This window comes from Gemmatimonadota bacterium, assembly GCA_026706345.1.
Taxonomy (GTDB): Bacteria; JAAXHH01; JAAXHH01; order JAAXHH01; family JAAXHH01; genus JAAXHH01.
On record JAPOYX010000015.1, the window covers coordinates 13,679 to 25,749 of the forward strand.

General features: G+C 62.9%; 7 protein-coding genes and 1 pseudogene. 2 read left to right on the top strand and 6 right to left on the bottom strand.

From position 1 onward, the window contains the following. Window positions 1-11: 11 nt before the first annotated feature. The 3 genes from OXG98_01500 to OXG98_01510 all read right to left on the bottom strand — a co-directional run bounded on the left by OXG98_01500 (window position 12) and on the right by OXG98_01510 (window position 4,126). The gene (locus tag OXG98_01500) at window positions 12-1,046 is read right to left on the bottom strand and encodes an isochorismatase (protein MCY3770689.1); all 1,035 of its coding nucleotides are present in this window, start codon (window positions 1,044-1,046) and stop codon (window positions 12-14) included. Then, a complete protein-coding gene (locus OXG98_01505; protein MCY3770690.1) occupies window positions 1,036-3,078 on the bottom strand; it encodes an NAD(+) synthase in 2,043 nt (680 codons plus the stop codon). Before OXG98_01505 ends, OXG98_01500 begins: the two co-directional genes overlap by 11 nt. Before the next feature lie 163 nt (window positions 3,079-3,241). Further along, window positions 3,242-4,126, bottom strand: coding sequence for a carbon-nitrogen hydrolase family protein (locus OXG98_01510; protein MCY3770691.1), 885 nt, complete (start codon window positions 4,124-4,126; stop codon window positions 3,242-3,244). A gap of 281 nt (window positions 4,127-4,407) precedes the next feature. Between OXG98_01510 and OXG98_01515 the strand changes: the two genes are divergently transcribed. Both OXG98_01515 and queC read left to right on the top strand, forming a co-directional pair. After that, entirely contained in the window at window positions 4,408-4,644 is a 237-nt protein-coding gene (locus OXG98_01515) for a hypothetical protein (protein ID MCY3770692.1), read from the top strand. 14 nt (window positions 4,645-4,658) lie between these two features. Continuing rightward, a pseudogene (gene queC, locus OXG98_01520) lies at window positions 4,659-5,365 on the top strand (7-cyano-7-deazaguanine synthase QueC). On the opposite strand, the gene hrpA reads toward queC, so the two are convergent. Genes hrpA through OXG98_01535 form a run of 3 tightly spaced genes read right to left on the bottom strand, consistent with a single transcriptional unit; the run spans window position 5,360 to window position 12,071 of the window. Beyond that, complete coding sequence (gene hrpA, locus OXG98_01525; GenBank protein MCY3770693.1) at window positions 5,360-9,376, bottom strand: ATP-dependent RNA helicase HrpA; 4,017 nt, start codon at window positions 9,374-9,376, stop codon at window positions 5,360-5,362. The pseudogene queC and the gene hrpA sit on opposite strands and share 6 nt — an antisense overlap. A gap of 10 nt (window positions 9,377-9,386) precedes the next feature. Further along, window positions 9,387-10,586: a NupC/NupG family nucleoside CNT transporter gene (locus OXG98_01530; GenBank protein MCY3770694.1), complete on the bottom strand. Its 1,200-nt coding sequence runs from the start codon at window positions 10,584-10,586 to the stop codon at window positions 9,387-9,389. A 3-nt stretch (window positions 10,587-10,589) separates the two neighbouring features. Beyond that, a complete protein-coding gene (locus OXG98_01535) occupies window positions 10,590-12,071 on the bottom strand; it encodes a glycosyltransferase family 2 protein (GenBank protein MCY3770695.1) in 1,482 nt (493 codons plus the stop codon).

Genomic DNA, 12,071 nt, shown 5'->3' on the forward strand with positions numbered 1-12,071 from the left:
GTTGGGCGATCCTAGCCGCGGATACCCCACCGCTCCATGGGCTCGGCGGAACGCACCAGGCGCATGCCGGCCTGAGCGAACCGCCGGAACGCCTCCTCCGCCTCATCGGTAAAATCGATTACATCGGGGACGACGACCGGCGAGGTACAGTCCTCCAACAGCAGTATCCTGCCGGCGAGAGAGGGGTCCCGCGCCTGGATTTCCGTCCGGAGATCGTCCACCGTCCACGCCACGCAGTGACTCTTGGCCTGCCCGGCCACGATCACGGCGTCGAAGGTCAGCAGGTGGTCGACCAGTGACGTGTTCTTCACGCCGACCGCCTGGCCGTCGGGGTCTTCCATGACCTCGGGACGTAACACGGAGTAGTTCTCGGTGAGGGCATGGTTTCCCTTGATCTCGAAGCGCGTCTGCCGGACCCGGACGATGCTGTGAAAGAACACCGCTTCCTCGACCGCGGATACCAGAGCGTGGCCGATGCCTCCGAGCATGGCGTGGTACGGCCAGATCATGAGGGGATACTTGCCCTCCCGGGTGAGGCGCCGGACATAGTGCAGCGCATAGGCGGAAAGATCGACCCGGGTGCTGTAAAGGGCCTCCACGGCCGGATTGACGCGCCAGTTTCCCTGTTCCACGTCCTTCGGGGCAATGACCGTTTCGCCGCCTGTGGGATGTCCGCCTTCACCATCGACCCAGAACATGGGGTGGAAGATCTGCAGCGCCGTATGGGTGTCCATCGTGGAGATGATCTCCGTGATGGATTGGAGATTGCGGTAGATGAACGAGCAGAGGCGGATGTTGTCGTCCACGGCGCCCCGTCCGCTCCGTCCGCCCACGAAGAGCTCGAATCCGGGGAGACAGAAGGTGTTCTGGCAGTCTACGAGCAGCAGGGCGGTGCGGAAGTCATCGTCGGCGGAGGGACGAATCCGGTGGGTTTCCGCCCATGCGCGGGCTTCCGCCGCCCTTTCTCCGTAGGGCACGCGCCAGAACATTTCGACGGACGCTGCGTTGAAGTGGGGCGGTATTTCGCCGGGTGGTCTAAAGTTCATCGGGGATGCGATCCAGGTCCGACAGCCAGACTGCCGGTGAAGCATCGGAAGGCATCCGCCAGTCGCCGCGGGGAGAAATGCAGGTCATGCCGACTTTGGGCCCTTCCGGCAGGCAGTTCCGCTTGAACTGGTTCTGGAAGAACCGGACGATGAACACGCGGAGCCAGGTCTTTATCTCCTGGAGGTCGTACTTCCCCTCGAAGGCATGCAGCGCCATCCGGGCGATCCGGGAAGGCGAAAATCCGAAGCGCATGAAGTAGTAGATGAAGAAGTCATGCAGTTCGTACGGACCGATCTTTTCTTCGGTTTTCTGCGCGATTACCCGCGCGTTCGGGGGCAGCAGTTCCGGTGAAATAGGCGTGTCGAGGATATCCAGCAACACGTCGCGAACCGTCTTCTCCCGCTCGAAGACCACGTCGGCCGTCCATCGGATCAGGTAGGATATGAGTGTCTTGGGAATGCCGGCGTTGACGCCGTAGTGGCTGGCATGGTCGCCGAACATGGTGCACCAGCCGAGCGCCAGTTCCGAGAGATCGCCCGTACCGAGGACGATGCCCCTGACCTGGGCGGCGGTAGCGAGCTCTTCCAGCTTCCGGGTCCATGCCTGGGTGTTCTCGTAGACGAGGTCCTTCTTGTCTTCCGAATGCCCGATGTCCCCGAAGAACTGCCGCACGGCGGGCTTGATATCGATCTCGCGGAAAGTGGCGCCGACCGCTCGTATCAGCGCACAGGCGTTCTCGTACGTACGCTCCGTGGTACCCAGTCCCGGCATCGTCAGGGCCACGATCTGGGATCTTGGCAGCCCGAGCAGGTCCATGGTGTGCACCGCCACGTTCAGGGCGTGGGTCGAATCCTGGCCCCCGGAAACCGCCACGACGACCTTTCGGGCATCCTCGGGCAGCGATCTCAACTTGGTCGCCAGTCCGGTGGCCTGGATCATGAACACCTCGCGGCACCGCTGGCTTCGTTCCGCCGGGTTCTGGGGGACGAAGGGATGGGAAGGGATGTCCCGGAGGAAGGTCCGGTGTACCCCTTCCTTCGGCTGACCGGAGGCGTTCGAAGCGTCTTCTCCGGCCGGCTCGGGCCGGAAGCCCGTCAGCGACACGGACCGCCAGGATGACTTGTAGTCCATGGCGTTCTGCCGGAAGGAGCCCTGGACGCCGCGCTCCAGCGTCAGCGCCTCCACGTCGACGTCCGCCACGATGCAGGCTCCGTCCAGGTGAAAGCGCTCCGTTTTCGCCTGCATGTAGCCCCGTTCGGCGATAAACCCGTGTCCGTCCCAGACCACGTCCATGGTCGATTCCCCGAACCCCGCCGCGGCATACATGTGCACGGCCTCGTTGCGTCCCGAGGACGTCAGGATGAGGTCTTCGCGGTACTGCGCCTTGCCGATGACGATGTTGGACGCGGACAGGTTCGCCAGAATGCTCGCGCCCGCCAGCGCGGCCCTGCTGCTTGGCGGCACCGGCACCCAGTCGTCTTCGCAGATGGTCGGATAAATCACAACCCTCGGGTCGTCGGTCCGCAGCAGTACGTCGGGTCCGAGCGGCACCTCCGTGCCGCACAGGGTAACCGTATCAGCCTGGGCTTCGGCCGCGCGGGCGAAGTACCGGGTCTCGTAAAACTCGCGGTATTGCGGCAGGTAGGTCTTGGGCGTAACCGAGAGGACGTTCCCGCGGGTGCAGGTCACCGCGACGTTGAACACCGCGTGATCGATCCGCAGGGGCATGCCGAAACTGAAGGCCGTGTCGAGCCCCCGGGTCCTGTCCAGCAACTCCCCGAGGGCATCAAGCGCTCCGTCAAGCAGCGCCTGGGAGTGAAACAGATCGGCGCAGGTATAGCCTGTGAGACTCAGTTCGGGGAAGAGTGCGTAGGAAGCGCCCCGCCCGTCGGCCGCCTCAATCTGTTCGAGGTGATGCGTCACGTTCGCGGCGGGATCGCCTACCCGTATGCGAGGCACGGCGATGGCCAGCCGCACGAAGCCGTGACTGCGCACATCAAGGAACTGATCGGGCGAGCATGTCGGGTCCATGGTCTCTGAACTCCGGTACGACGAACGACGCGCCGTTTCGATCCGGTCTTTTCAACGCTGCTCCCCGCCATATGCCGGCAGGCTGACGTCACGGAAAAGATAAGGGATAGGCGATGGGACAGGCAAGACGCAATTTCCAGTGCGCCAGCGGGTTCGGGGACGGTCAGTCCACCTCGATCAGCCGGCCCTTCGAGTCATGACCGACCTCCGTGGCGTCGCGGCCCTGCCGTTTTCTCCGCATCCGGTCGCGGTATCGTACCGGCATTTCGCGGCTGCGCCAGGCAAGGAATCCCCGTTCATGCCGGTCCCTGTTCTTAAGCGATGGAGTCGCCGGTACGGAGATGGTCCCATGGGTGATGGCGGTCATCTTGCGGGACAGGGCAACGATTTCGCCTTTGTTCACGATCAGAGTGACGCCTACGTTGGCTTCTACGATGGGCACGCCGTTCTCCCTCGCACGCGCAAGCACCGCCCGATCCTGCGACCGGGCTGTCGACCCGAAGGAGGGAATGAGCAGGTAACGGGCGCCGTCGAGTACCGGAATGCGGGCGATATCCGGGTTCCAGCGGTCATTGCAGATGACCATGCCGGCCCGGCCGAAAGGCGTGTCGAAGGCGCGGCTGTTCTTGCCCAGGCGGTTGAACCACCAGGAACGGTGATGGCCCTCGGCCAGCTGCATTTTGTGGTACTTGCCGCGAAGGCGTCCCCGGTGATCGAGGAACACGGCGCAGTTGTAAATCTCGCCGTCGATCCGTTCCGCCAGGCCGAACGCAAGGCACATGTTCAGCGTCCTTGCGAGTTCCCGGAACCGCCCGATGGTCCGGCTCCGCATGGTGAGGGCTACCCGGTTCATTTCCTCCGGCGGGATCTCGCCGTCGATGATCTCGTTGACTACATACCCCTCCAGCACGCCTTCCGGCGCGACAGCCAATTCGGCCCCATCGGCCGCGGCATCCCGGAACATCTTTTCCAGTCGGTCTGCGTTCCCCTTCAGATCGAGTTTAACCGGTTTGAACGAAATCGCCGCCACGCGCACATCGCGAAACATGGTCCGCCTCCAGGAATCCAGGCCCGGTTCTCCGTGATCATCCTACTATGCCGAAACATGTATTCAGACCTGAGCATCTTCAGGTAAATGTTCTTGAATAAAAGCACCAGAAATATTGCGGCTCTACGACTAATGGAATATATTGCCGCCGTTCACGAATGCGCAACAGCGGCATAACAGGCCCTGGGTGTTTGGACTATAACCGGGGTATGTTTCGTCAGCCCGATTGATTTTCAATAGCGCTTAAAAGATCGCGGTTTGTGAACAACGGGAGGTTTCCCATGCCGTCACCTGATACGAGTAAGCCTCAAATCGAATACGTGACAAAGACCGACCTGGATGCCGCAATCGTCTCCCTGAAGGAACTCATGGACGCCCGGTTCGACACAATGAGCACCCGATTTTCCGCGATGGACCACAAAATCGATTCGCGGATATCCGCCGCCGCCAACAAGATCATGGTGGCACTGGTTGTTATCGCCGGTTCTATTATCGCCAGTCTCCTCTACACTTCCTGATGGATGGAACCACCATGAAGGCTGCCGTCGTTCTGCTCAGTGGAGGGGTCGATTCGGCGACGACGCTCGCCATCGCCCGGGACGAGGGCTTCGACTGCCACGCGATCACCTTCGATTACGGCCAGCGCCACAGGTTCGAGCTCGAATCCGCAAGAAGGGTCGCCGACTCCCTGGGCGTCGCCCGCCACGTAACCATTCCCTTTGACCTTCGGGCCATCGGCGGGTCGGCGCTGACGGACGACATCCCGGTTCCCAGGGATCAGGATCCGGATTCCATGGGCGGGCAGATACCGGTCACCTACGTACCGGCGCGCAATACCATCTTCCTTTCCTTCGCCCTGGGCTGGTCCGAGGTGCTCGGTGCTTTCGACCTGTACATCGGAGCCAATGCCATCGATTACAGTGGATATCCAGACTGCCGCCCCGAGTACATCGCGGCCTACGAGAACCTGGCGAACCTGGCGACCCGGGCCGGGGTGACCGGCCAGGGCAGGTTCAGCATCCACGCGCCGCTCATTGAAATGTCCAAGGCGGCAGCGACGGAGCCGGTCATCAGACCGCTGACGATGTGGGACGCCAGGCCGCGGACTACGCCCTCACGTCTAGTTGTTACGACACGGCGGACGACGGGGCGGCCTGCGGAGGCTGCGACGCCTGCGTCCTGCGGCGCAGGGGTTTCGCCGAAGCCGGAATCCCCGATCCGACGCGATACGTCTCATGACGTCTCCGGTCCGCGGGAATCCGCTTCGATCTGGTCCAACAACCCCTGCAGTCGTTTCGAAGAAACGGTCCGCCCGGTCCCAAGCTCCTGGGCGAACACCGAGACACGGTACTCCTCGAGCATCCACCTGAATTCGTTCAGCAGGGCGGGATTTACGTCGTCCCTGCTATGCAACGCCCTTAGCGCATCGTCGAAGGGTTTGACCAGTTCTGCCTTCTTCTGGTCCTTCGTCCGGTCTTCCCGCGCCCGGCGGGACCTCGTTTCAACGGCCTTCAGGTATCGAACCAGGTTGGGCAGTTCGACAGCCGGCGTCTTGCGCAGAAAATCGGACGGAATCAGCCGTTGGAGGTCGTCTTCCATGTCAGGATAACCGGGGGCCGTCCGGATATCTCCTCCGAGAACCCGTTCCAGGGGCCGCATCTGCTGCTGGAACCAGTTGGGTAGTTTTTTCAGCAGCCCGCGCGCCTGTTCCACGTCTTCCTCGAAACGGTCGGCCGTCAGGGGATACAGCGGCTCTCGGGTGAAAAGAGCGTCAAGCAGGTGGTCGTAAGCCGAGTTCTGAAGTGCTTCGAGGCCGCCGGCGTGGTCTGTCAGGGCGGGAAGATCCCGCAGAAACGCCAGGTCGCGCCGCAACCAGGCCATTTCCTCGCTCATCCGCCGTTCGAGCAGGCGGACTAGTCCCATGCGGGTTTCCTGATGCGCTTCGTGCCGGTCCCGGAACAGGCGCAGGTCGACCACGTCATCGGCCGCCTGCAGACCGGGCCAGGCGTACAGGGGCACGGTCCCCGACAGGCCGATTTCGACGCGGTCCGGCAGGTCGCCGATCGACCAGTCCCGCAGGTCGTATCGTTCCCAGCGCTCCGCCGCCTTCCGCCAGCTTTCCGATTCGACGGCCACGGCGCGGCCGACGATTTCAGCGCGGATACGTTCTGGGTCGCGAGTCGAAAGCACGGCGCCTCCGTCCTCATCGGTCACCAGGACACGCATTCTCAGGTGATCGGGGACGGATCCGACCGGCCATTCCGACGGGTCGATTTCGAGACCATGCCGCCTTGCGATAAATTCCGCGAGCGCCCCGGTAAGGGAGGTGCCGGCAGGGTCTAGATCCTCCACGATCATCCGCGCCGTTTCCGGAATGGGTACGAGCCGCTTGCGTTTCCTGCCCGGCAGCCCTCTGAGCAACGCTTCGATCTTCTCGCATAACAGGCCGGGGACGAGCCAGTCCAGCGACTCGAGGGGAAGCTGGTGCACCTTGCTGCGGGGCAGCGAAAGGGTGACGCCGTCCTCCTCCCGGCCCGGCCGGCAGGCGTACCGTAATGGCAGCCGTTCGCCTTCCAGCGTGAAATGCTCCGGGAAGTCCTCCGGGTGGTGCCGCGCGTCATCGGTCCCCGTGAGGTCCCTGGTTTCCATGCGCAGGAAAAGATCCTTCCCCGCCCCTTCCGTTTTAATGATCCGGTTCAGGTCGTGTGCCGAAAACACATGGGAAATCCGTTCCGCATAGAATTGAAAAGCGGCTTCGTCGAGATCGACGCGGTAGGCGTTGCGGTGTTGCAGCAGCCAGGTCTCGGCATCCCGTCTGGTCCTCCGGTTGTGATCCATGAAGGCGTACCGGGTCCTCAAATCGTCGTTCACCAGCGCACCGCGGATGAAAATCCGCGTCGCCTCTGCCGGATTAGCCTTCCCGTAATCAATCGTCCGACGAGAGACCAATAGGCCGTGCAGGAGCAGCGTTTCGTCGACGAGCACCCGCCCGGCGGCCGTTTCCCACCTGGGATTTGTATAGGAGGCCCGGCATAGATGGCGGCCCAGTTCAGCGGCCCACTCGGGTTGAACCCGAGCCACCGTGCGCGCATAGAGCCGGTTGGTTTCGACCATCTCCGCGGCGACGATCCAGGGCGCCGACGCCGTTCCGCCTCTTTGCCCGTCCTCGCCTTCCTTCCCGGGCCTTTCGTCCCGCTTTCCATGCCTGTTGTTCTTGCCGGAATCTTTGCCGGGTCTCCTTTGAAAAAGACCGGATCCGGGGAAGATCATGGCGGTCCGGTTTCTGGATCCGGTATAGAGATTGCCTTCCCGGTGTTCGGCGACCTGGCTCAGCAGGCCGCTCAGGATCGACCGGTGGACCGCGTCGTAGTGGGCGCTTCCGGTTCGTTCCGGGCGGCCGCGAAAGCCGTCGGATTCCCGGAGCGCGCGGCGGAGCTGCACATAGATGTCGCGCCATTCGCGCATACGGTTGTAGGAAAGGTAGTGTCTCCGGCAGAACCTGCGCATGGCAGCCTGGGTTTTCAGGTGCTCGAAGGTATTGTGGAAAGCCTCCCAGATATTGAGCAGGGTCAGGAAATCCGAGGACGCGTTCCTGAACTTCCGGTGCTCCTGGTCCGCCTGTTCCTGCTGGTCGAGGGGCCTGACGCGGGGATCCTGGATGCTGATGGCCGCCGCGATGACGAGGACCTCCTGCAGGGCGTTTTCCTGCCGGGCCTGCAGGAGCATGCGCGACACTGTGGGCGACACCGGCAGTCTCGCCATGGCCCGGCCCCGATCGGTCAGACGCCGTTCCCCGTCGATGGCCCCCAGTTCGGTGAGCAGTTGGAAACCGTCCCTTATAGCCTGGGGAGTGGGCCGGTCGAGAAAGGGAAAGGCGTGGACGTCGCCCAGTTTCAACGCCAGCATGCGCAGAATGACCTCGGCGAGATTGGCGCGTTGCAGTTCGGGCGTGGTAAACTCCGGCCGGTTCGTCAGGTCGGACTCGCTGTAGAGTCTGAGGCAGACGCCCCCGGACACCCGCCCGCAGCGTCCGGCCCGCTGTCGGGCGCTGCTTTGCGCGATGGGCTCGATCGGCAACCGTTGGGTTCGGGTCCGCGGCGCGTAGCGGCTGATCCGGGCGAGACCGGTATCGACGACGTACTTGATTCGCGGGATGGTCAGCGAAGTCTCGGCGACATTCGTGGCGACGACGATGCGGCGGTTGTTCCGCGGTTGAAAGACCCGCTGCTGGTCCGCGCTGGTCAGGCGGCCGAAGAGCGGAAGGACGTCGGTGTGCCGGTAGGATCTTCCATCCAGCCGTCTGCGCGTCTCGTGGATGTCCTTCTCCGAAGGAAGAAAAACCAGGATGTCGCCACGGCCGGGTTCTTCCATGATCCGGTCGACCGCGTCGACGGCTCCGTCGACATAGGTATAGTCGTCGGCGTCGCCCCGCGTTTCCTCGAGGGGCAGATACCGGATCTCCACCGGATGCAGGCGTCCCGACACCTCGATCACCGGCGCGTCGTCGAAAGCGTCCGAGAAGGCGGCGGTGTCGATGGTCGCCGAGGTAATCACGACTTTCAGATCCTTCCTGCGCCTGATCAGCAACCGGAGGTATCCCAGCAGGAAATCTATATTCAGACTGCGTTCGTGGGCCTCGTCGATGATGATCGTGTCGTATTCAAGCAGGTTCGGATCGTGCTGTATCTCGGCAAGCAACATGCCGTCGGTCATCATCTTGACCCGGGTCTCGGGCACGGTCTCGTCCGTGAAGCGTATTTTGCATCCGACTTCCCGGCCCCAGGTCGCATCGAGTTCCTCGGCAATACGGCGCGACACCGACAGCGCCGCGACACGCCGGGGCTGCGTGCACGCGATACGGCCGTACACGCCCCTGCCCGCCTCGAGGCAGATTTTGGGCAGATGCGTCGTCTTGCCCGATCCGGTTTCCCCCGTCACGATCACGACCGGATGGCTGCGCAGGGTTTCGAGTATTGCCTTCCGCCGGGCGGAAATGGGCAGCTGGCTGTCAATGGTGACTGATGTATTCGACCCGAGGCGCTGCTCCACGAGCGCTGCCGAGGCGGACGCCTGCTCCACCAGTCTTTCAAGCCGGCCGTGGTCCCCTCGCTCCGTGCCGCGTAACTTCTTCAACCGGCGCTGGATGTCCCGCCGGTCCTTCAGCGTGCATCGCGGCAGGAGCGCCCTTATCCCGGTCGCCAGCCCTTGATCCATGGAGGGCTTTTGCGTTTCGGTATGCTTATCGTTCATGAAAATCCAACTACATCAGCAGGCCCGCCACGGTGGCGGTCATGTTGGCGGCCAGGGCGCCGCCGATCATGGACCGGATGCCGAACCGGGCGATGTCCTTCCGCCTCTCCGGCACCAATCCGCCGATCCCCCCGATCATGATCGCGATGGTCCCGAAGTTTGCGAAGCTGCACAGCGCGTAGGTGGCGATGGTGAAAGAACGCTCCGATAGCTGTTCCCGCATCGTGCTCAGGTCCTGGTAGGCCAGGAATTCGTTCAGGATGGTCTTCTTGCCGATCAGCATGCCCACCGCCTGGGCGTCTTCCCAGGACACGCCCATCAGCAGGGCCAGCGGCGCGCAGGCCCAACCCAGGATACGCTCGAGGGACAGTGGCGCGCCGCCCAGGTGGGGAGCTAGCCCTACCGCCCAGTTGAACAGGCTGACGAAAGCAATCGCCACGATGAGCATGGCCGCCACGTTCAAGGCCAGTCTCAACCCGTCCGACGCGCCGCTGCAGGCCGCGTCGACGAAGTTGACTCCCGGTTTCGGAACGTCTACGGTCACCACGCCCAGGGTGCGGGAAGTCTCGGTCTCGGGCGTCATGATCTTGGCGACGACCAGCGCGGCCGGCGCCGACATGAGCGATGCGGCCAGGAGGTGGCCCGCGTCGGCGCCCAGGGCTACATAGGCGGCCAGTACCGAGCCGGCCACGGTCGCCATGCCGGAAGTCATCATGGCCATGATCTCCGAGCGGGTCATGGTCTTCAGGTAGGGAAGAATGACAAGCGGCGCCGTCGAGGCGCCGAGATAGACGTTCGCCGCGGCCGCCATGGACTCCGACCCCGATGCGCCCATGACGCGTACCATGACTCTCGCCATCTGCCGGACGATCCACTGGATGCAGCCCAGGTAGAACAGGATCGAAGTGATGGAGGACACGAATATGATCATCGGCAGCACGGAAAACCCGAACAGCGCGGTTTCCACCAGGTCGCCGAAGACGAAGCGGGCCCCTTCGTTGGAGAAGGCGATCACCTTGTTGATGGCCAGGCGGGCCAGGTCGAATACCAGCTGGCCCGGCGCGGTGTGCAGGAGGAGCAGGGCCAGCAGGGCCTGCAGGCCCAGGCCGCTTCCGATGAGCCGCCAGTTCAGACGGCGCCGGTTCTCCGACAGCAGCCAGGCTATAGCCACGAGAACAAACAACCCGAAGACACCAATCACGCGTTCCATGGGTTATCCTTGACTCGCTGTCCGCGGCCACAGGGAGGCCACGCCGACATAAAGGTAACCTGCGAAAAACAGGAAGAGGAAGGGGATGGAGGGGTAGATTCCGTTGATGGCCGTGTAGTAGATCAACAGGCCGAAGTGCAGGGCGAACAGCAGTTCCAGCGCCGGGAGCCAGGTACGGATTCCCCTGTAGCGCAACCGGCGCCACCGGTCCGTCTGGTCCGCTCCGCCGAGGATGCCGTACTTGGGCGTGCGCTGGAAACCCGACTTGCGGTTCAGCAGCGCCTCCAGGACGGCCCGCGTGTTGTTCAGGCAGATGCCGATGCCGATGGACATGAGCGCGGGCAGGAAAAAGAGGCACCGCTTCCATCGGTCCCGGTTGATCTCGAACTGCGCGAACAGGTAGAAGAGGGAAACGGAAACCGTGGCCGCGCACAGAAAAGGCAGGTCTATCCAGAAGGAATTTATCCAGCCGGCCTGCACCCGGATTACGATCGACGGGAAAATCAGCACCGAAAGCAACAGCATGAGCATATAGGCCATGTTGTTGGTGAGATGGTAGGTCGCTTCGAGCTTGTAGCGGAAGGGCAGCGCGCTGCACCACACCTTCGGAAGCATCTTCTTCGCGGTCTGTATGGACCCCTTGGACCAACGGTGCTGCTGGGTCTTGAATGCGTTCATTTCCACGGGGAGCTCGGAGGGCGTGGAAACGTCTTCGAGGAATACGAAGTGCTGGCCCTTGAGTTGCGCCCGGTAGCTCAGGTCGAGGTCCTCGGTCAGGGTGTCATGCTGCCAGCCGCCCGCGGCCTCGATGCTCTCGCGGCGCCAGATGCCCGCCGTTCCGTTGAAGTTGAAAAACCTGCCCGAGCGGTTCCGCGCGCCGTGTTCCATGACGAAATGGCCGTCCAGCATGATCGCCTGGACCCGGGTCAGGAGCGAGTAGCCCCGGTTGAGGTAGGACCACCGGGTCTGAACCAGGCCCACCCGTTTGTCGCGGAACAGGTGCATGGTGTTCTTGAGGAAATCCGGCGGCGGGATGAAGTCGGCGTCGAAAATCGCGATGAAGGCGCCCCGGGCTACGTCCAGCCCTTCCTGCAGCGCGCCCGCCTTGTATCCGGTGCGCGCCGTCCGGTGCAGGTAGTGAATGTCGAACCCGGCTTCCCGGTAGCGTTCGACGCAGCGGGCCGCCAGGTCCCGGGTTTCGTCGGTGGAGTCGTCCAGTACCTGGATCTCAAGGCGATCGCGGGGATACTCGATCCGGCAGACGGCGTCGATCAGCCTTTCCACTACGTATTGCTCGTTGTAGAGGGGCAATTGCACGGTAACCGCGGGGGCAGCGTCTCCCGGGAGTTCCGGCTTTACAGGCCGTGCCCGGTCCTTATATTTGTAGTACAGATACACCATCAGGTAACGGTGCACGCCGTAGACCGCGAGCAGGAACAGGACCAGGAAATACAGGAGAATGAATATCAGCGAAAGATAGCTCAT

What these genes read in the sequence shown, in the direction of transcription:
- OXG98_01500 (MCY3770689.1), bottom strand. Translation starts at nt 1,046, where the DNA reads ATGAACTTTAGACCACCCGGCGAAATACCGCCCCACTTCAACGCAGCG.
- OXG98_01515 (MCY3770692.1), top strand. Translation starts at nt 4,408, where the DNA reads ATGCCGTCACCTGATACGAGTAAGCCTCAAATCGAATACGTGACAAAG.
- OXG98_01535 (MCY3770695.1), bottom strand. Translation starts at nt 12,071, where the DNA reads ATGAGCTATCTTTCGCTGATATTCATTCTCCTGTATTTCCTGGTCCTG.
- OXG98_01530 (MCY3770694.1), bottom strand. Translation starts at nt 10,586, where the DNA reads ATGGAACGCGTGATTGGTGTCTTCGGGTTGTTTGTTCTCGTGGCTATA.
- OXG98_01510 (MCY3770691.1), bottom strand. Translation starts at nt 4,126, where the DNA reads ATGTTTCGCGATGTGCGCGTGGCGGCGATTTCGTTCAAACCGGTTAAA.
- OXG98_01505 (MCY3770690.1), bottom strand. Translation starts at nt 3,078, where the DNA reads ATGGACCCGACATGCTCGCCCGATCAGTTCCTTGATGTGCGCAGTCAC.
- hrpA (MCY3770693.1), bottom strand. Translation starts at nt 9,376, where the DNA reads ATGAACGATAAGCATACCGAAACGCAAAAGCCCTCCATGGATCAAGGG.